This is a genomic window from Streptosporangium sp. NPDC053982, from assembly GCF_055585205.1.
Genome location: NZ_JBVJKQ010000001.1, coordinates 512,612 through 530,659, shown reverse-complemented (window position 1 = coordinate 530,659; position 18,048 = coordinate 512,612). Strand labels below are relative to the sequence as shown.

The 18,048-nt window shown below is 73.4% G+C and carries 16 protein-coding genes; 6 read left to right on the top strand and 10 right to left on the bottom strand.

Annotated features, from left to right (window positions below; translation table 11 throughout):
• The first annotated feature begins 2 nt into the window (after positions 1-2).
• From ACZ6W9_RS02335 to ACZ6W9_RS02310, 6 genes are all read left to right on the top strand, one after another.
• A complete protein-coding gene (locus ACZ6W9_RS02335; protein ID WP_470116583.1) occupies positions 3-887 on the top strand; it encodes an NAD-dependent epimerase/dehydratase family protein in 885 nt (294 codons plus the stop codon).
• Positions 887-1,762, top strand: a complete 876-nt coding sequence (locus ACZ6W9_RS02330; RefSeq protein ID WP_470116582.1) for a 5-dehydro-4-deoxyglucarate dehydratase — start codon at positions 887-889, stop codon at positions 1,760-1,762. The genes ACZ6W9_RS02335 and ACZ6W9_RS02330 overlap by 1 nt, the downstream gene beginning before the upstream one ends.
• 125 nt (positions 1,763-1,887) lie before the next feature.
• Entirely contained in the window at positions 1,888-2,943 is a 1,056-nt protein-coding gene (locus ACZ6W9_RS02325) for a mandelate racemase/muconate lactonizing enzyme family protein (RefSeq protein WP_470116581.1), read from the top strand.
• On the top strand, positions 2,940-4,985 hold the full coding sequence (locus ACZ6W9_RS02320) for a DUF6807 family protein (protein WP_470116580.1): 2,046 nt from the start codon (positions 2,940-2,942) through the stop codon (positions 4,983-4,985). Before ACZ6W9_RS02325 ends, ACZ6W9_RS02320 begins: the two co-directional genes overlap by 4 nt.
• Positions 4,986-5,178: 193 nt before the next feature.
• Positions 5,179-6,495, top strand: a complete 1,317-nt coding sequence (locus ACZ6W9_RS02315; RefSeq protein ID WP_389959027.1) for an ABC transporter substrate-binding protein — start codon at positions 5,179-5,181, stop codon at positions 6,493-6,495.
• Positions 6,496-6,849: 354 nt separating this feature from the next.
• Positions 6,850-8,166 carry a pectate lyase family protein gene (locus tag ACZ6W9_RS02310; RefSeq protein ID WP_470116579.1) on the top strand — a complete coding sequence of 439 codons (1,317 nt, stop codon included), beginning with the start codon at positions 6,850-6,852 and terminating at the stop codon, positions 8,164-8,166.
• A gap of 169 nt (positions 8,167-8,335) precedes the next feature.
• Here the strand turns inward: ACZ6W9_RS02310 and ACZ6W9_RS02305 are convergent, their stop codons facing one another.
• From ACZ6W9_RS02305 to ACZ6W9_RS02260, 10 genes are all read right to left on the bottom strand, one after another.
• Positions 8,336-8,812, bottom strand: coding sequence for an SRPBCC family protein (locus ACZ6W9_RS02305; RefSeq protein ID WP_389959022.1), 477 nt, complete (start codon positions 8,810-8,812; stop codon positions 8,336-8,338).
• 97 nt (positions 8,813-8,909) lie between these two features.
• Positions 8,910-9,239 (bottom strand): ArsR/SmtB family transcription factor, encoded by a 330-nt coding sequence (locus ACZ6W9_RS02300; RefSeq protein WP_389959020.1) that lies wholly within the window; start codon positions 9,237-9,239, stop codon positions 8,910-8,912.
• Positions 9,232-9,660, bottom strand: a complete 429-nt coding sequence (locus ACZ6W9_RS02295) for an SRPBCC domain-containing protein (RefSeq protein ID WP_389959018.1) — start codon at positions 9,658-9,660, stop codon at positions 9,232-9,234. The genes ACZ6W9_RS02300 and ACZ6W9_RS02295 overlap by 8 nt, the downstream gene beginning before the upstream one ends.
• 85 nt (positions 9,661-9,745) lie before the next feature.
• On the bottom strand, positions 9,746-10,864 hold the full coding sequence (locus ACZ6W9_RS02290) for a hypothetical protein (RefSeq protein WP_389959015.1): 1,119 nt from the start codon (positions 10,862-10,864) through the stop codon (positions 9,746-9,748).
• Positions 10,861-11,376, bottom strand: a complete 516-nt coding sequence (locus ACZ6W9_RS02285; RefSeq protein ID WP_389959012.1) for an RNA polymerase sigma factor — start codon at positions 11,374-11,376, stop codon at positions 10,861-10,863. The genes ACZ6W9_RS02290 and ACZ6W9_RS02285 overlap by 4 nt, the downstream gene beginning before the upstream one ends.
• A gap of 141 nt (positions 11,377-11,517) precedes the next feature.
• Positions 11,518-12,993, bottom strand: a complete 1,476-nt coding sequence (locus ACZ6W9_RS02280; protein WP_389959009.1) for an aldehyde dehydrogenase (NADP(+)) — start codon at positions 12,991-12,993, stop codon at positions 11,518-11,520.
• 244 nt (positions 12,994-13,237) lie between these two features.
• Complete coding sequence (locus tag ACZ6W9_RS02275) at positions 13,238-14,827, bottom strand: acyl-CoA synthetase (RefSeq protein WP_470116578.1); 1,590 nt, start codon at positions 14,825-14,827, stop codon at positions 13,238-13,240.
• An 18-nt stretch (positions 14,828-14,845) separates the two neighbouring features.
• Positions 14,846-15,994: a thiolase domain-containing protein gene (locus ACZ6W9_RS02270; RefSeq protein ID WP_389959003.1), complete on the bottom strand. Its 1,149-nt coding sequence runs from the start codon at positions 15,992-15,994 to the stop codon at positions 14,846-14,848.
• Between the two features lie 2 nt (positions 15,995-15,996).
• Positions 15,997-17,016, bottom strand: a complete 1,020-nt coding sequence (locus ACZ6W9_RS02265; RefSeq protein WP_389959001.1) for a lipid-transfer protein — start codon at positions 17,014-17,016, stop codon at positions 15,997-15,999.
• Positions 17,017-17,083: 67 nt separating this feature from the next.
• Entirely contained in the window at positions 17,084-17,971 is an 888-nt protein-coding gene (locus tag ACZ6W9_RS02260; protein ID WP_389958998.1) for a Zn-ribbon domain-containing OB-fold protein, read from the bottom strand.
• Between the last annotated feature and the right edge of the window lie 77 nt (positions 17,972-18,048).

Genomic DNA, 18,048 nt, shown 5'->3' with positions numbered 1-18,048 from the left:
CTGTGGTCCGCACTCTCGTCACCGGAAGCGCCGGCCGGTTCGGCCGCAGCGTGGTCACCGCGCTCGCCGAGGCGGGTCACGAGGTGATCGGCGTGGACACCGCGCCCGGCACCCCCGCCGGCGCCGCCGAGACGCTCCCGGCCGACCTGACCGACCTCGGCGAGACGTTCGAGGTGATGACGCGCTTCCGCCCGGACGCCGTGGTCCACCTCGCCGCGATCGCCACCCCGTTCAGCCGGACCGACGCCTTCACCTTCCGGGTCAACACCCAGCTCGCGTTCAACGTGTGCGAGGCGGCCTGCGGCGTCGGCGTCGAGCGGGTCGTGGTCGCCAGCAGCCCCACGGTCATCGGATACGGCACGCCGGGCTGGAAGCCGTCCTACCTGCCGATCGACGAGGACCACCCGGTCGCCCCGGGCAACGCCTACAGCCTGTCGAAGCTGGTCGCCGAGCAGGTGACGGCCTCCTTCGCCCGCCGGTCGCCCGCGAGGTTCGCGGCCGTGCGGCCCTGCTTCGTCGTCGCCCCCGAGGAGTGGGCGGGCGCGCCCACCCAGTCCGGGCACACGATCGCCGAACGGCTGGACCGGCCGGAGCTGGCCGGGACGTCGCTGTTCAACTACATCGACGCCCGCGACGCCTCGGACCTGGTGCTGACCCTGCTGGACCGGCTTCCGGAGCTGCCGTCGGGCGAGGTGTTCTTCGCGAGCGCGGCCGACGCGCTGGCCCGTGAACCCCTGGCGGAGCTACTGCCCCGGCTCAACCCCGCCACGGCGGAGTTCGCGGCCGGTCTGACCGGCTCCTCCCCCGCGTTCTCCTCCGCCAAGGCCGGACGACTTCTCGGCTGGCAGGCCAAGCGCAGCTGGCGCACAGAGATCGGAGAGTCCTGATGAACCTCAGCGGAGTGCTGTTCTTCCCCGTCACGCCGTTCGGACCGGACGGCTCCCTGGCCGAGGACGTGCTGGCCGAGCACCTGCGGCGCGGTCTCGCGCACTCGCCGGGCGGGGTCTTCGTGGCCTGCGGGACCGGCGAGTTCTCCGCCCTGTCGGAGGCCGAGCACGCCCGCGCGGTGCGGGTCGCCACCGAGACCGTCGGCGGCCGGGTGCCGGTGCTGGCCGGGGCGGGCGGCCCGATCGGCGCCGCGCTCGCCCAGGCTCGGGCGGCCCGGGAGGCCGGCGCGGACGGGCTGCTGCTCATGCCGCCCTACCTGACGAACGGCCCCCGCGAGGGCTACGCGGCCTACGTGTCGGCGGTCGCCGAGGTGCTGCCCGTGATCATCTACCAGCGCGGCTCGGTGGTGCTGACCCCCGAGCAGGCCGTGGAGCTGTCCCGGATCCCAGGCGTCGCCGGCATCAAGGACGGCGTCGGCGACATCGACCTCATGCAGCGCACGGTACTGGCGGTGCGGGAGGAACGGCCGGACTTCCTGTTCTTCAACGGGCTGCCCACGGCCGAGCTGACCATGCCCGCCTACCGGGGCATCGGCGTGGACCTGTACTCCAGCGCGGTGTTCTGCTTCGCCCCGGAGATCGCCACCGCCTACCTCAACGGCGACGAGCGGCTGATCAGGGAGTTCTACGCGCCGCTGGTGCGGCTGCGCGGCAAGGTCCCCGGGTACGCGGTGTCGCTGGTCAAGGCCGGGGTGCGGTACCGGGGGCTGGACGCCGGCCCGGTCCGGCCGCCGCTGGTCGAGCCGTCCGCCGAGCACATGGAGGAGCTCGTCAAGCTGATCACGACCGGGCTCGCCCTGGTGGAGGGACGATGACCGGCGGCGCGCCGTCCGGCTCCGGGACGCCGCCGGACCGATCGGACGGTTCCCGAACGCGGCCCGGCGACGGGGCCGGAGCCGGCGTCCCGGCCGGCGGGACCCGGGCGGACGGCGGGCGTCCGGTGGTCACCGGCCTGTCCACGACGCTGCGGACCGTGGCCCTGTCCCGCCCGTGGGGCGCCGGCGTGCCCGCCAACCACGTCATCGTCGTGGAGCTGACCCTGTCGGACGGCCGTACCGGGCGGGGCTTCTCCTGGACGCCGCAGATCGGGGCGCACGCCGTACGGGCGCTGCTGGACCACGAGATCCGCGAGGCCGTCATCGGGTGCGAGCCGCACCCGGAGGTCGTGTGGGACCGGCTGTGGCGGCACCTGCGGGAGGCCGGCGGCGGCGGCCTGACCACGATCGCGCTGGCCGGGGTGGACCTGGCGCTGTGGGACCTGCGCTGCGGGGACGGCGGGCTGGTCGGGACGCTCGGCCGGCGGCGCGACAGCGTCCCGGTGTACGGCAGCGGCGTCAACCTGCACTACCCGCTGGAGGAGCTCGTCGCGCAGGCGGAGCGGTGGCGCGCGGCCGGCTACCCGGCGGTCAAGGTCAAGGTGGGCCGTGACGCTCTGCGGGAGGACGTGGCGCGGGTCGCGGCGGTGCGCGAGGTGATCGGCCCGGACACGCTCCTCATGGTCGACGCCAACCAGCGCTGGGACCTGCCGCGGGCGCGGCGGGCCATCGCGGCGCTGTCGGAGTACGACCTGCACTGGGTGGAGGAGCCGCTGCCCGCCGACGACGTGACCGGCCAGGCCCGGCTGCGCTCGTGCGTGGACGTGCCGATCGCCGTCGGCGAGAGCGCCTACTCCATCCACGACTTCCGGGACCTGCTCGCCGCCGGGGCCTGCGACATCGTCCAGCCGAACGTGGTCCGGGTCGGCGGGATCACCCCGCTGCTGCGCATCGCCGAGCTGGCCAGGGCGTTCGGTGTGCCGGTCTACCCGCACCTGCTGCCGGAGATCTCCGGCCAGCTCGCCCTGGCGCTGCCGCTGCCGTGCATGGCCGAGGAGGTCGAGGACGCCTCCTTCGCCGCGCTCGGCCTGATCGACGAGCCGTACCCGGTCTCGGTGAAGGCGGGCGAGTTGCGCGCCGGGGACCATCGCGGCCTGGGACTGAACTGGAGGGCGCCGTGACGGAACCCGTCAGGGTCGTGCTGGCCGGCGCCCACGGACACGGCTGGTGGCACCTGGAGAACCTGCGGCGTCTGTCCGCCGCCGGGACGGTCGAGCTGGCCGGGGTGTGCGACGTGCGGCCCGTCGAAGGGCTGCCCGAGGGGGTCGCGTTCTCCGGCGACCTGGAGGAGCTGATCGGGCGGACCGGCGCCGAGGCGGCGATCCTGTGCACGCCGATCCACACCCACGCCGACCTCGCGGTCCGGGCGCTGCGCGCCGGGGCGCACCTGCTGCTGGAGAAGCCGCCCGCCTCCACCTACGAAGGCTACGAGCGGATCGCCGCCGCCGTACGGGAGACCGGGCTGGCCTGCCAGGTGGGTTTCCAGAGCCTCGGCTCCGAGGCGGTCCCGGCGGTGCGGAAGCTGGTCCGCGACGGGGCGGTCGGCCGGGTCACCGGGATCGGCGCGGCGGGCGCCTGGGCGCGCCCCTACTCCTACTACTCGCGGGTGCCGTGGGCCGGGAGGCGTCGGGCCGACGGCGTCGACGTGGTGGACGGCGTCCTCACCAACCCGCTGGCGCACGCCGTGGCCACCGCGATCGCCGTCTCCGGCGCGGAGGTCGAGTCGGTCGAGGTGGAGCTCTACCGCGCCAACGCGATCGAGGCGGACGACACCTCGTCCGCGCGGCTGCGGATGGACGACGGGACGACGGTCACGGTGGCCGTGTCGCTGTGCGCCGACCGGCGGCACGAGCCGTACCTGGTCGTGCACGGCGAGACCGGGCGGATCCGGCTCACCTACACCGAGGACCGCGTCGAGTTCGGTGGCGCGTCGGCGACGCACCCCCGGACCGACCTGCTGGAGAACCTGGTCGCGCACATCCGCGGCGAGGCGGACCTGCTGGTCCCGCTGGAGCGGACCGCCGGGTTCATGCGGGTCCTGGAGGCCGTACGGCTGGCACCCGAACCCCGGGTGATCCCCGACGCCTTCCAGGAGGTCGGCGCGGAGCAGCGCGTGCTGCCCGGGATCGCCGAGGTCACGGCGGCGAGCGCGGAGCGCCTGGCGCTGTACTCGGAGCTGGACGTGCCGTGGGCCCCGGACGCCGCCCCCGCGACCGCCTCCGCGTCCGTGCCGGTGTCGGCACCCGTACCGCCCGCCGCGGTCGCACCCGCCGAGGCCGCGTCCGCCTCCGCCTCCGCCTCCGCCTCCGCGTCCGTCTCCGGCGCGGCCACCGGCCCGGCCGGCCCGGCCGGTTCCGCCGTGGGCCTCGACGTCGGCGGGGTGCGGGTGGCCGAGTACGTGATCCGGCCCCGGCTGCCCGGGACGTCGTCGCCCCGCCCCTACCTGCACCCCGTGCGGACGCTGGGCGGGACCGTCGTCACCGAGTTCGCCCCCGCCGACCACGTGCACCACCTGGGGGTGAGCGTCGCCGTGTCCGACCTGGGCGGCGCCAACTTCTGGGGCGGACGCACCTACGTCCGCGACCACGGGCCCGCCTGGCTCGGCGACCACGGCTCCCAGCGCCACCTGGCCTTCCTCCGGCGCGACCCGGCCGGCTTCACCGAGACGCTGTCCTGGCGCGGGCCCGACGGGACGGAGATCGCCCTGGAGGAGCGCGAGGTCCGGGCGGTGGAGCTCGACGGCTGCTGGGCGCTCGACTTCTCCTTCACGCTGACGAACCTCACCGGCGCGCCGCTCGAGGTCCGCAGCTCGGCCACCAAGGGCAGGACCGGGGCCGGCTACGGCGGCTTCTTCTGGCGGGCGCCGGGTGAGACCGCCGACCGGGAGGTCTTCACCGAGGACGCCGAGGGCGAGGACCGGGTGCACGGCTCCACCGCCCCCTGGCTCGCCCTGGCCTCCCCCGGCTGGACCCTGGTCTTCGCCCAGCGGTCGGACCCCTGGTTCGTCCGTACCGAGGAGTATCCGGGGGTGGGCCCCGCGCTCGCCTGGGAGAGGCCGCTGGTCGTCGAGGACGCCCTGGCCCGCAGGGTCGTCACCGTCGTCGCGGACGGGCGGCTGGACCGCGCCGCCGCCGCGGCGCTGGCCGGCGAGGCCACGACATGATCTCCGGCCACCGCGGGCCCGGCCTCCGGGCCCGCGGACGCCGGGAGGGACCCGCGCGGGCGGGTCCCGGACGCACCTCCGGCGGGCCGTGCCCGGCCCGCCGGACCGACAGGGAAGATCTCACGCCGCCGGCCCTCCGGGGGCGTCAACGTCACAGCGATGTCGGGGGACAGACACTGAAAGGCAGGGAGCAATGACTGCACGCTCGAAGCGGCTGGCGGTCCTCGCCACCGCGCTCATGCTCGGTTCCGGTCTGGCCGCGTGCGGTTCGGACGACGCCGCGTCCTCCGACGGCACCACCACGATCACCTTCTGGGACGACAACGGCGGCCCCGCCCGGACGCCGGTGTGGCAGCACATCATCGACGAGTTCCAGAAGGCGAACCCGAAGATCAAGGTGAAGTACGTCGGCATCCCGATCGCGCAGGTCCAGCAGAAGTATGACACCGCCATCGCCGGCGGCGGCCTGCCCGACGTCGGCGGCGTCTCCACCGCGATGCTGGCCAGCCTCGTGGCGCAGAAGGCGCTCGACCCACTGGACACCCGGATCTCCGGCGGGGCGCTGAACGGCAAGCTGAACGAGCAGGTGGTGAACACCGTCAAGGCGACCGTGCCCGACGCCAAGACCTACATGATGCCGATGTCCACCAACATGGGCGTCTTCTGGTACCGGACCGACTGGTTCAAGGAGGCCGGGCTGGAGGAGCCCAAGTCCTGGGACGAGTTCTTCACCGCCGCCCAGAAGCTGACCGACAAGTCCAAGAACCGCTACGGCTTCACCATCCGCGGCGGCGCGGGCTCGATCGCGCAGATGGTCGAGGTCGTCTACGGCCAGTCGGGCATCACCGAGATCTTCGACGCCTCCGGCAAGGCGACGGTCAACGACCCGAGGAACGTGGCCGCCCTGGAGAAGCTGGTCGGCATGTACGACAAGGTCACCCCGCAGGCCGACATCAACAACGACTACGTGAAGATGGTCGCCCAGTTCGACGGCGGCACCGTCGCGATGATGCAGCACAACCTCGGGTCGTACAACGACCACGTCAAGGCGTTCGGCAAGGACAAGGTGGCGGCCATGCCGGTGCCGAAGTCCGACGGCGGCGTCCAGACGGTCCTGTCCAACCCGGTCGCCGGGATCGGCCTGTTCGCGAGCGGCAAGAACAAGGACGCCGCCTACAGGTTCGCCGAGTTCGCCGCCTCCAAGGCGATGAACAGCTACTGGGCCGAGAAGACCGGCGTGCTGCCGGCCAACACCGAGGTCAACGACGAGCCGTGGATCAAGGATCTGCAGCACGTCTCCACGGCGGTCAAGGTGCTCAACGACCCGGCCACCAAGGTCGTGCAGATGCCGTACTACCTGCCCGAGTTCAACGCGATCACCAAGACCGACGCGGAGCCGGAGTTCCAGAAGGTCCTGCAGGGCAGCCAGACCGCCAAGCAGTTCCTGGACACCCTCGCGGCCAAGCTGACCGAGGCCCAGGCCTCCTACAAGCAGCGCAACGGCGGCTGAGCGAGGGGGCGCCGGTGCCCGGACCCGCTCGGGGGCACCGGTGTCCGGACCCGCTCGGGGGCGCCGGTGTCTGGACTGAGGAGCGCAGCCGCGGAGCGGCGGAGTGACGAGGGAAGACACCGGGCTTGAGCCCCCGAGCCGCGACGCGCAGCGTCGCAATGAGCACTACAAGACACCGGGCTTGAGCCCCCGAGCCGCGACGCGCCAGCGTCGCAATGAGCACTACAAGACACCGGGCTTGAGCCCCCGAGCCGCGACGCGCAGCGTCGCAATGAGCACAGCCCCACCCCGGCGCCGGTCCCGCGACCGGCGCCTCCCCCTCCCCTCACCTGACCTGATCTGCGGAGGAATTTCATGAAACGGACAGTCACCCTCGCTGCCCTGTTGTCCCTGGCGGCCCTGGCCGCCCCGCCCGCGCTGGCGGCGGCCCCCGGCCCCGCCGCCCCGGCCACCTCGTCCGGTCACGGTCACGGCGCCGACCTGGGCCGGCAGACCCTTCCCAGAGGCGACGGCTGGGCCTCCGAGGGGACGGGCACCACCGGCGGTGCCGCCGCGCCCGCCGCGAACGTCCGTACGGTCACCACCCGCGCCGAGCTGGCCGCCGCGCTCGCCTCGCCGGGGCCGAGGATCATCTATGTCTCGGGGACCATCGCACCGGACAAGACCTGCGCCGACTACGTGACCGGCGGCTACTCCCTGGAGGCCTACCTCGCGGCCTACGACCCCGCGGTGTGGGGCCGGGACACCGAGCCGTCCGGACCGCAGGAGGACGCGCGCGCCGCCTCCGCGGCCCGGCAGACCGCGGACATCAAGCTCAAGGTCCCCTCCGGCACCACCATCGTCGGCCTGGGCGGGAACGCCGTCATCCGCGGCGTCAACCTGCACGTCGACAAGGCCGACAACGTCATCATCCGCAACATCACCTTCGAGGACACCGCCGACTGCTTCCCGCAGTGGGACCCCACCGACGGCGACGAGGGCAACTGGAACTCCCTCTACGACAACATCTCGGTGACCGGCTCCACGCACGTGTGGGCGGACCACAACACCTTCAGCGACGGCGACAACCCCGACTCCGGCCAGCCGCTGTACTTCGGGCGGCCCTACCAGGTCCACGACGGGCAGCTCGACATCACCTCGGGCTCCAACTACGTGACGGCGTCGTGGAACCGGTTCACCGACCACGACAAGACGATGCTGATCGGCTCGACCAACAACCCGGCCACCGACTCGGGCAAGCTCAAGGTCACCGTCCACCACAACCACTTCAGGAACACGCTCCAGCGACTGCCCCGGGTCCGCTTCGGCCAGGTGCACGTCTACAACAACTACTACGAGGTGCCGGGCGACTCGGGCTTCGAGTACGCGCTGGGCGTGGGCGTGGGGTCGCAGATCTTCGCGGAGAACAACTTCTTCCGGCTCGGCCGCGCGGTGGACCCGGCGTCGCTGCTCCACGACTGGGGCGGCACCTCCCTCACCGCCCGCGGCAACGTGCTGCGGGTGGGCGGCAGGGTCTCCCCGATCGACCTCGTCGCGGTCTACAACGCCGGGCACGACCCCGACCTCGGCTCCGACGCGGGCTGGACCCCGGTCCTGCACACCGGGATCGACCCGGCGGAGTCGGTCCGGCTGTCGGTGTCGCAGCACGCGGGCGCGGGCCGCGTGCGCTGACCCTCTCAGGGAGCCGGGGCCCCGGTCCGCGTACGGCGGGCCGGGGCTCCGGCGCGTGAACCGGCCTTCACGAACCGGCCTTCATGAACCGATCCTCGCGCAGCGATCCTCACGCACCGATCCTCGTGAACCGGATCTCGCGAACCGGACCGCCGTCGCACGGCCGCCTTCAGCCGAGTCGCGCCAGCGCCTTCGCGTTCCGGACGGCGTTGTCACGATCACCCCGGCCGGTGGTGATCAGGCTCCTCAGGCTGCCGGCGACGTAACCGTCCCAGGCCGTCGTGCAGACGTCGAAGCATTCGTAGTCGGGGACCAGCCCCTGGTGTGTGAAGCGGAGCCGCGTCCCGCCGTCCTCCTCGGAGATCTCAAAGATGATCTTCGTGCCGATCCACTCGGTCTTGTCCCGGGTGAAGCCGAAGTGGTTGTCCAGGCACAGCCAGACGACCTTCTCCCCGGGCACGAGCTCCACGATCCGCATCGTGCAGCGGTGGTTCTCTCCGGAACGGTAGGTGAACTCGCCGTCGAGCTCGTCGGTGGGCCCTTCGATGTCCTGCGACCACCACTCGCGGACGTCGGTGACGGCGGCGAAGACCTCCTCGGGGGTCTGGTCCACCAGGAACGTTATGGTGTGACCCGAATCACTCATGGTCGTGTTTCCTTCCTTTCGCGGGTGGCGCCGTGCTCCCGGCGTCACCACGGGCATGAGGGAGCGATGTCCTGACATCACTCCAGATGTGAGCACATCACTCCAGGTGTGAGCGCAGTGCCGCGAGATGTCCGTCCCAGTCGCGGGCCAGGGCGGCGAGGAACCGCTGCGCGACCCGCATCGGCTCCGCCCGCAGGCGGTAGCGGATCCTGCGTCTTTCGCCGGGCTCGGCCGCCACGAGGCCCGCCTCGGCGAGCACCGCGAGGTGCTTGGCGATCCCCTGCCTGGTGATCGGCAGCCTGGCGGCCAGGTCCGTCGCGGTGGCCGGTCCCCCCTCGGCGAGCGCGGCGAGGATGGCGCGCCGGTTCGGGTCGGCCAGTGCCGCGAAGACGGCCTCCGCGACGGCTTCCGACGCCTGGTCAGACATGGAGATAGGCGGCCAGCTCGTCGAGTTCGTGTGCCCAGCCCTGGGTGTTGCCGTCGAACGCTCCGCGGTGCTCGGCCGGTTCGAGCTGGGCGAATCCGGTCTCGACGACGGTGACGACGGTGCCGTCGCCGTCCGGCGTGAGGGTGAACTCGACGTAGGTACGGCGCGGGTCGTGATCGGGCAGGCCGTGGATGTGCCACGTGTACCCGAAGACCGTCCGCGGCTCGATCCGCTCGATGCGCAGCTCCGCCGCGTCGCCGCTCTTCCAGGTCAGTTTCGCGGTGCCGCCGACGCTCAGGTCGATCTCGGCGCTGTCGCCGAACCAGGCGCCGAGTCCCTCGGCCGTGGTGACGGCGTCCCACACCCGCTCCACCGGCCGGTTCACGCGCACGGTGCGTTCGATCCGATCAGGAAACCCCACGGGGCACCTCCAAATAGCAACCATTCGGTTGCCATAACCATATGGCAACCGAATGGTTGCGTCAATTACGGCCCGGAGCACCGCCTCACGACCTCGGCGTGGCGACCTTGCCGGCGATCCTGGGGTCATCGGCGCCGACCCGCTCCAGACCGGCCGCGACGCGCAGCGCCTCGTCCCGGCTGAGACGGCCCCCCAGGGAGAACCGGCGGCCGTCCTTCGCCATCCAGATCAGGCGGATCTCCTCCGCGCCCTCACGCGCCAGGTAGCCGGTGCCGCGTACCGAGGGGTCCTTCGCCGCGATCGTCACCCTCTCGGCGCCCTCGTGGGCGAGGGGGTTGCGGCCGCGGTCCTCGACGGTCAGGGAGAAGCCGCCGTCCTGCTCGAATGTCCCGTAGGCGGCACTCATCCGCCATCGGGGTCTCGGCGCGTGCCCCGCGGAGTCCACGGTGACCGTGAAGCCCTCCGGCAACGGCCAGCGGGTCACCGTACCGCCCTCCAGGACGAGCCCGTCGAGCGCGGCGAGCACCTTGTCCGCCGGAAGCCCCCGGGACCGGGCACTCCACCACAGTCCGTGCTCCCGCCAGGCCACCACCAGCGCCCCGGCGGTCCGCGCCGCCTCGTCCGCGGGGCGGGCCAACCGCCCGCCGACACCGCGCACCGTCACATCGGTGAGCCGGTCCGGGTCGTCGACCTCCAGCGGGCCCGCTCCCGGCCCCCACAGGGTGATCACCGGTGTCGCGTCCGGACCGCCGGAACCGGTCTGTTCGGCCACGGCCGAGGGACGGGTGCCCTCGGCGGGGAGGTCGTCCGGACCGCACGGCGCCACGGCGGCCGCGAAACCGGTCAGTGGGGGCGCCGGCAGCGAACGCGCCGGCAGATAGCGCCCCTCGGGCGGCAGTGCGCCCGGGTCGGTGAGCGAGTCGACGCATTCCAGTCCTCCCGCCTGGGCGGGGGGCGGGGCGAACACGTCCCAGGCGGTGGTTCCCGCCGGCCGCTCCCAGGGCTGCCCCGGGACGACGACCCCGGAGAGCGCCAGCACCACCGCTCCGGCCACGGTCCCCGCCACCGCGACCGCGACGTGTGCGCTGCGCCGCCGGCGGCGCAGCGTGCGGGCGCGGTCCTCGATCTCCGCCAGCGGGCGGGCCGGCCCCGCCGGCAGATGGTCCCCCAGCCTCCGCAGCTCGTCCTCGTCGATCGACGTCATCGCTCTGCCCCCTTCGGCTCCTCGGACAGCACCTGAGCGAGGCGTCTGCGGGCATGGTGCAGGGTCGCCGAGACCGAACCGGTCGCCACCCCCATCGCCTCGGCCACCTCCGCCACGCTCAGGTCCGCGACGTACCGCAGCACGACCGCGGTCCTGGTCCGGGGCGGAAGGCCGGACACCGCCCGCCACAGCGCGGTGTCCGGTTCCTCGGGCGGAGGGTGATGAAGCTCCCCCTCCGCCCGGCGGCGTTGCAGGTACCGGCGTTCCAGGCGCAGCCGCCGGAACCTCGACCGGGCCTCGTTCAGCGCGACCCGGTACACCCAGGCGCGCCGGGAGTCCGCCCGCCGGACCTTCGGCCAGTGCACCAGTGCCCTGGCGAACGCCTCGGCCGTGGCCTCCTCGCCGAGGTCGGCGTCGCCCACGGCGAGCGTCACCGCTCGCCGGATCTCCACGAACGCCTCGGCGTACCACTCGGCGAAGTCGTCCGCCGTCACATTCCGCGCCTCGCTCATGCCGCCTAGACGCGGAGGCGCCGGTTTTCCTTTAGCGTCCGGTCTTCCTTGAGTGCCCGGTCTTCCTTGAGTGCCCGGTCTTCCTTGAGTGCCCGGTCTTCCTTGAGTGCCCGGTGCCGCCGGCCGTCCCCCGGCCTCGCGTCACCCTCCGGTCCGCAGGACCCCGTCGACCCGGCGCGGGACGCCGAGGGGGTTGTCGTCGCGCAGCTCCGGCGGGAGCAGCTCGGCGGGCCAGTCCTGGTAGGAGACGGGCGTCAGCCAGCGGCGGATCGCGGCGGCGCCGACCGAGGTGTGGGCGGGGGCGGTGCTGGAGGGCCAGGGGCCGCCGTGGTGCATCGCCCAGCTCACCGCGACCCCGGTGGGCCAGCCGTTCCAGATCAGCCTCCCGGCCTTCCCGAGGAGCACCTCGGCGACCTCGCGGGCCTCTCCGGGGTCGCTTCCGTGGACGGTGGCGGTGAGCGCCCCGTCCAGCCGCTCCAGTACGGCGGGCAGCTCGGCGGGGTCGGCGTAGGTGACCACGATCGCAGCGGGGCCGAAGCACTCCTCGGCGATGCCGGGCAGGGCCTCGGCGAACGCCGCCAGATCGACGGTGAACACCTGCGGCGTCACCGCGAACGCGCCCTCGCCGGGCCGTCCCTCGGCGAGGGGGGTGAGCGCGCCCAGCCGCTCCAGCCCGTGCAGGAACCCGCCCCGCATCCGCTCGGTCAGCATCGGTCCGCCCGCGGTGGCGGCGACCGCCTCGGCGACGGACTTCAGCAGCTCGGCGTCGTCGGGCACGAACACCAGGCCCGGATTGGTGCAGAACTGGCCGACGCCCAGGGTGAGCGAGGCGGCGAACCCCGCCGCCAGGCCCTTGCCGTGGTCCTGGGACAGGGCGGAGGGCAGGACGACCACCGGGTTGACGCTGCCCAGCTCGCCGTAGAACGGGATCGGATCGGGCCGCTCGTCGATGAGCGCCTGGATGGCCTTGCCGCCGGGGATCGACCCGGTGAAGCCGACCGCCGCCACCTCGGGGTGCCGCGCCAGGGCCTTGCCGGCGTCCAGCCCCCGGACGAGGCCGAGGAGCGCGGGGTCGGGCAGGGCGCCCTGGATGATCCGGTGGGACAGCTCGGAGGTGCGGGGGTGCCCGTCGTGCGCCTTGACCACCACCGGGCAGCCGGCGGCCAGTGCCGAGGCGGTGTCGCCGCCGGCGACCGAGAACGCGAAGGGGAAGTTGCTCGCCGCGAACACGCCGGCCACGCCGGGCAGCGGGTGGTTCATGCGGCGCAGGTCGGGGGTGGGCGGCTCCGCCTTGGCGTGGTCGATCACCGCCTCGACGTGGGCGCCGTCGCGCAGGACCCGGGCGAAGAGCCGGAACTGCCCGGCGGCCCGGCCGACCTCGCCGCGCAACCGTACCTCGCCGAGGGCGGTCTCGGCGTCGGCGGCCCGCCACAGCTCCTCGATGTTCGCCTCCAGCGCGTCGGCGACCGCTTCGAGCACGACGGCCCTGTCGGCGGCCCGCCAGGCGGGTGCGGCGGCGTGCGCGGCGCGGACGGCGGCGTCCACCTCCTCGTCGGAGGTGAGGGGGAAGGGGTCACCGAAGGACTCGCCGGTCCGGGGGTCATATGAGTGGATCAACGCGGAGCAACCTTTCATCACCGTGAAGCGCCCCCATGGAGGCACACGAGAACCACTCTCTTACGGTAAGCGCTTTCCGCAACAGGGGGTAATATTTTACTGTGCTCATTGCGACGCTGCGCGTCGCAGCTCGGGGGCTCTTACCCGGTGTCTTCCCTCGTCACTCCGCCGCTCCGCGGCTGCGCTCCTCAGTCCAGACACCGGTGCCCCTCGCGGGTCCAGACACCGGCGCCCCCGAGCGGGCTCATGGTGACGTGGCGGACAGGGCGGTCTCCCGGGCCCAGCGGTAGTCGGCCTTGCCCGCCGGGGAGCGGACCATCTTCTCGACGAAGGCGAAGACGCGCGGCACCTTGTAGCCGGACAGCCGGGTACGGCAGTGCGCGGTCAACTCCTCGGCCGAGGGGGCGACGCCCGGCCGGGGCTCGACCACGGCGGCGACCCGCTCGCCCCACCGCTCGTCGGGGACCCCGGCGACCACCGCGTCGAAGACCGCGGGGTGGCCCTTGAGGACCGCCTCGACCTCCTCGGGGAAGACCTTCTCACCGCCGGTGTTGATGCAGGCCGACCCCCGGCCGAAGATCGTCAGGGTGCCGTCCTCCTCGACGGCGGCGATGTCGCCGGTGAGCAGCCAGCGGGTGCCCGCCCGATCGGTGACGAAGGTGCGGCGCGTCTTGTCCTCGTCGCGGTAGTAGCCGAACGCGATCCGGCCGCTCTTGGCGACCGTGCCGAGCTTTCCGGACCCGGGCTCGACCGGCTCCAGGTTCTCGTCGAGCACGGCCAGGCCGGAGCCGTCGTTGACGCGGAACCGCTGCCCCGACTCCGGTGAGGAGCCCGGGACGGCGGAGGCGGTGTAGCCGGACTCGCTGGAGCCGAAGCCGTCCATGATCATCCGGTCCGGCAGCAGCTCGGCCAGCCGATCGCGGACGGCTCCGCTCAGGATGGCGCCGGTGGAGCTGACCACGAACAGCGACGACAGGTCGTGGCCGCCCCGGGCGATCTCCTCGGCCAGCGGGCGGGCCATCGCGTCGCCGGTGATGTTGATCGACACGACGCGCTCCCGCTCGATGGCCCGCAGCACCTCGGCCGGGTCGAACCGGCGGACGTAGACCATGGTGCCGCCCAGCCACCAGGTGATGAAGGTGGCCATCTGGGCCGCGCCGTGCATCAGCGGGGCCGCCGCCATCATGCTGAACGGCCGGCCCGCCACGGCCGCCTCGACGACCTCGCGCGGCGTGGCGCGCGGCTCGCCGTACGGGTTGCCGCCGCCGAAGGCGAAGAACAGGTCCTCGCACCGCCACATCACGCCCTTGGGCATGCCGGTGGTTCCGCCGGTGTAGATGATGTAGACGTCGTCGCCCGATCGCTCCGGGAAGCCGCGCGTGGCCGGCTGCCCGGCCAGCGCCGCCTCGTACGGCACCGCCGTCCCGAGCGAGGAGGGGCCGCCCGCCACGATCAGGTGCCCGAGCCGTTCGGCCCGCGGCGCCACGGCCGACACCCGCCCGTCGAACTCCGCGTCGAACAGCAGGGCCACGATGTCGGAGTCGCGGTAGAGGTGCAGCAGCTCCTCCTCGACGTAGCGGTGGTTGACGTTGACCGGCACGGCCCGGATCTTCAGAGCGGCCAGCAGGCCCGCGACGTACTCGACGCCGTTGCGGAGCTGGATGCCGACGTGCTCCCCGGCCCGCACGCCCACGGCGAGGAGGTGGTGGGCCAGCCGGTTGGCCTCGGCGTCCAGCCCGGCGTAGGTCATCCGGTCGTCACCGCAGACGACGGCGACCCGGTCCCCGACCGCGTCCGCGAGGCCCTCGAACAGATCCGCGTGGTTGAACTCCATTCGGCCCTCCCGGAGGGGTCAGGGTCTGTCGCTGCCGACCATCCACATCGCGAAGAACTGGGCGCCTCCCCCGTAGGCGTGCCCGAGGGCCCGCCGGACGCCGTCCACCTGGTGCTCACCCGCCATTCCCCTGACCTGGAGCGCCGCCTCGGCGAACCGGATCATCCCGGACGCGCCGATGGGGTTGCTCGACAGCACCCCGCCGGAGGCGTTCCACGGGATGTCGCCGTCCAGGGCGGTGGCGCCGGACTCGGTGAGCTTCCATCCCTCCCCTTCGGGGGCGAACCCGAGGTTCTCCAGCCACATCGGCTCGTACCAGGAGAAGGGCACGTACACCTCGGCCACGTCGATCTCCCGGCGCGGGTCGGTGACCCCCGCCTGCCGGTACACGTCGGCGGCGCAGTCCCGGCCGCCCCGGGGGTTCACGGTGTCGCGGCCCGCCCGGAAGATCGGCTCGGACCGCATGGCCGCGCCCAGGACCCAGGCGGGGACGGAGCCGGTGAGCCGGTCCTCGGCGGCCAGCACCATCGCGCACGCGCCGTCGGAGGACGGGCAGGTCTCCAGGTAGCGGATCGGCTCCCACAGCATCGGCGTCGCCTCGACCATGGCCCGGTCGATGCCGGGGATGCGCAGGTGGGCGTAGGGGTTGCGCAGCGCGTTGCGCCGGTCCTTGACCGCCACCAGCGTGCCGATGTGCTCCGGCGCGCCGGAGCGGCGGATGTACTCGCGGATGTGCGGCGCGAAGTAGCCTCCCGCGCCGACCACCAGCGAGGCGCTGAACGGCAGGTGCGTGGACAGCGCCCAGGTCGCGTTGGACTCCGACTGCTTCTCGAACGCCACCGTGAGCACCCGGCCGTGCACGCCGCCCTGGATGAGCGAGGTCCCGGCCAGCGCGGTGGACCCGCCGACCGAGCCGGCGGTGTGCACCCGCATCATCGGCTTGCCCGCCGCGCCGAGCGCGTCGGCGAGGTACGCCTCCGGCATCATCACGCCCTCGAACAGGTCGGGCGCCTTGCCGATGACGACGGCGTCGATGTCCTTCCAGGTCAGCCCGGCGTCCTCCAGGGCGCGCAACGCCGCCTCGCGGACGAGTCCGGCGAGGGAGACGTCGCGCCGCCGCGTCGTGTACCGCGTCTGGCCGACCCCGATCACCGCGCAACGGTTCATCTTCAGCCCTCCAGCACGGCGACGAGGTTGTGCTGGAGGCAGGGGCCGCCGGCGGCGTGCGCGACGGCGCGGCCGGCCCTTCCCTCCATGACGTGACGGGCGGCCTCGCCGATCCGGATGAGGCCGGTGGCCATGACGGGGTTGGCGGCCAGCGGCCCGCCGCTGGGGTTGACGTCCGTGGCGTCGGGGATGTCCAGCGCCCGGCGCAGCACGATCTCCTCGTGGCTGAACTGGGCGTGCAGTTCGGCCACGTCGGGATGACCCTCGCCGGCCCCCGCCGCTCGCGCGGCATCGGCGGCGGAGGCCGACCGGGCGAGATCTCTCATGCCCGGGTAGTGCGGCTCTATGCGGTGGGCGACGCCCTTTATCCACGCGGGCCGCTCACACAGCTCCCGGGCCAGGTCGCCGGCGGCCAGCACCACCGCGGCGGCGCCGTCGGTGATCGGGGCGATGTCGTACGGCCTCAGCGGCGCGACCTCGAACTCCTCCCCCTCGGGGTCGGGCAGGTCGAGGGCGCAGGGGTTGGCCCGCCCGGCGGCGCGGCTGCGCCGTACGATCTCGTCCAGTTCGGCGCGATCGGCGGACACGGCCGACGCCTGGAGCGCGGCGAGGGACACCTGGTCGAGGCCGAGCGGAGCCAGGTAGTAGGGGTCGAGTTGGAGCGTCATGATCTCCCGCAGGTCGCCCTGGGACGACTTGCCGAAGCCGTAGACGAGGGCGGAGTCGACGTCGCCGTGCTGCAGCCTGGCCCACGCCTCGTACAGCGCCCAGGCGGCGTCCATCTCCACGTGGCTCTCGGAGATCGGCGGCCAGGCGCCGAGCGCGTCCAGCGCGGAGACGAAGGAGAACGGCGCGCCCGCCAGGTAGTCGCACGAGCCCGAGCAGGTGAAGCCGAACCGGCGCAGCCCCGTCGCCCGGCGGACCTCCTCCAGCGGGCCGAGGATCATCTCCGGCTCGCTGCGGCCCTCGTCGACGGCGCTGTGCCGGGTCTGCGCGAACGCCACCACCGCGACCTCGCGCATCACACCCCCTCCCGTACGGCGCCGCCCGCCGCGGGTCCCGCGCCGCGCCCCGTGTGGTCCTCGCGCATCACGTCTCCTCGTCCGGCTCGCCGGTGGGGGCGAACCACCGCACGCTGTCCATGGACGGCCCGCGTTCGGCCTCGGGGACCCACACCGCCCGCACCCGCATGCCCTCCCGCACCTCGTGGGCCGGGACCCCGCCGATCAGGACGATCATGGGGACGTCGGCGCCGTCGAGCCGGACGTAGGCCGACACGAACGGCACCTCGGGGGCGCGCGGGTCCGGGAGGTTGTTGATCGCGAAGGTGGTGACCGTCCCGGTGCCGGGCAGCACGACCTCCTCGGTGACGGCGACGCCGCACTCGGGGCAGGACAGCCGGTAGGGCACGTACACCTTGCCGCAGGAGTCGCAGCGGCTGCCGAGGAAGACGCCCCGGGCGATGCCCTCCAGGAAGCGGGCGAGCGCCAGCCCCGGCGTGACGCTGTACTCCACCCGCACCGGAGCGGTCATCGCGGTGACCTCCGGGACGAAGCACTCGATGTCGGTGACGTGGCCGGTGCGCTCGGCCCGCCAGCGGGGCCGGACCCGCAGGCCGGGACGCATGGCCCGGACGTCGCCCGCGTCCACCGCGTGCAGCAGGGAGGTGTCGGCGCCGTCCAGGCGGATCAGGGCCCAGGCGAACGGCCGGTCCAGGGGGTGGCCGGCGCGCGGGGAGCCCGCCCACGACCAGCTCCCGACCGTCCCGGCCGGACCGACCTCGACGAACTCGTCGGTGACGGCGTCCCCGGTGTCCGGGTCGTACTCCAGCGGCGGCACCAGCGTCCGGCCCGTCGCGGTGCGGACGCCGACGAGGCGGCGGTCGCGCAGCTCGGTGAGGAACCGGCCGATCACCGGCCCGGTCGTCCGGGTGTAACCGCCGGGGAACTCCAGCACGTGCCGCGTCCGCGGGATCATCGGCGCCTCCCGTTCCGGGGCCGGACGGCGGTCCAGGGCCGGACGGCGGTCCAGGACCATGCGGTGGTCCGTGGCCG

Bases quoted from the DNA above. Each gene is read 5' to 3' on its own strand.
- ACZ6W9_RS02260 (WP_389958998.1), bottom strand. From the start codon at position 17,971: ATGATCCCGCGGACGCGGCACGTGCTGGAGTTCCCCGGCGGTTACACC.
- ACZ6W9_RS02275 (WP_470116578.1), bottom strand. From the start codon at position 14,827: ATGGAGTTCAACCACGCGGATCTGTTCGAGGGCCTCGCGGACGCGGTC.
- ACZ6W9_RS02300 (WP_389959020.1), bottom strand. From the start codon at position 9,239: ATGTCTGACCAGGCGTCGGAAGCCGTCGCGGAGGCCGTCTTCGCGGCA.
- ACZ6W9_RS02310 (WP_470116579.1), top strand. From the start codon at position 6,850: ATGAAACGGACAGTCACCCTCGCTGCCCTGTTGTCCCTGGCGGCCCTG.
- ACZ6W9_RS02290 (WP_389959015.1), bottom strand. From the start codon at position 10,864: ATGACGTCGATCGACGAGGACGAGCTGCGGAGGCTGGGGGACCATCTG.
- ACZ6W9_RS02265 (WP_389959001.1), bottom strand. From the start codon at position 17,016: ATGCGCGAGGTCGCGGTGGTGGCGTTCGCGCAGACCCGGCACAGCGCC.
- ACZ6W9_RS02285 (WP_389959012.1), bottom strand. From the start codon at position 11,376: ATGAGCGAGGCGCGGAATGTGACGGCGGACGACTTCGCCGAGTGGTAC.
- ACZ6W9_RS02270 (WP_389959003.1), bottom strand. From the start codon at position 15,994: ATGAACCGTTGCGCGGTGATCGGGGTCGGCCAGACGCGGTACACGACG.
- ACZ6W9_RS02305 (WP_389959022.1), bottom strand. From the start codon at position 8,812: ATGAGTGATTCGGGTCACACCATAACGTTCCTGGTGGACCAGACCCCC.
- ACZ6W9_RS02330 (WP_470116582.1), top strand. From the start codon at position 887: ATGAACCTCAGCGGAGTGCTGTTCTTCCCCGTCACGCCGTTCGGACCG.
- ACZ6W9_RS02315 (WP_389959027.1), top strand. From the start codon at position 5,179: ATGACTGCACGCTCGAAGCGGCTGGCGGTCCTCGCCACCGCGCTCATG.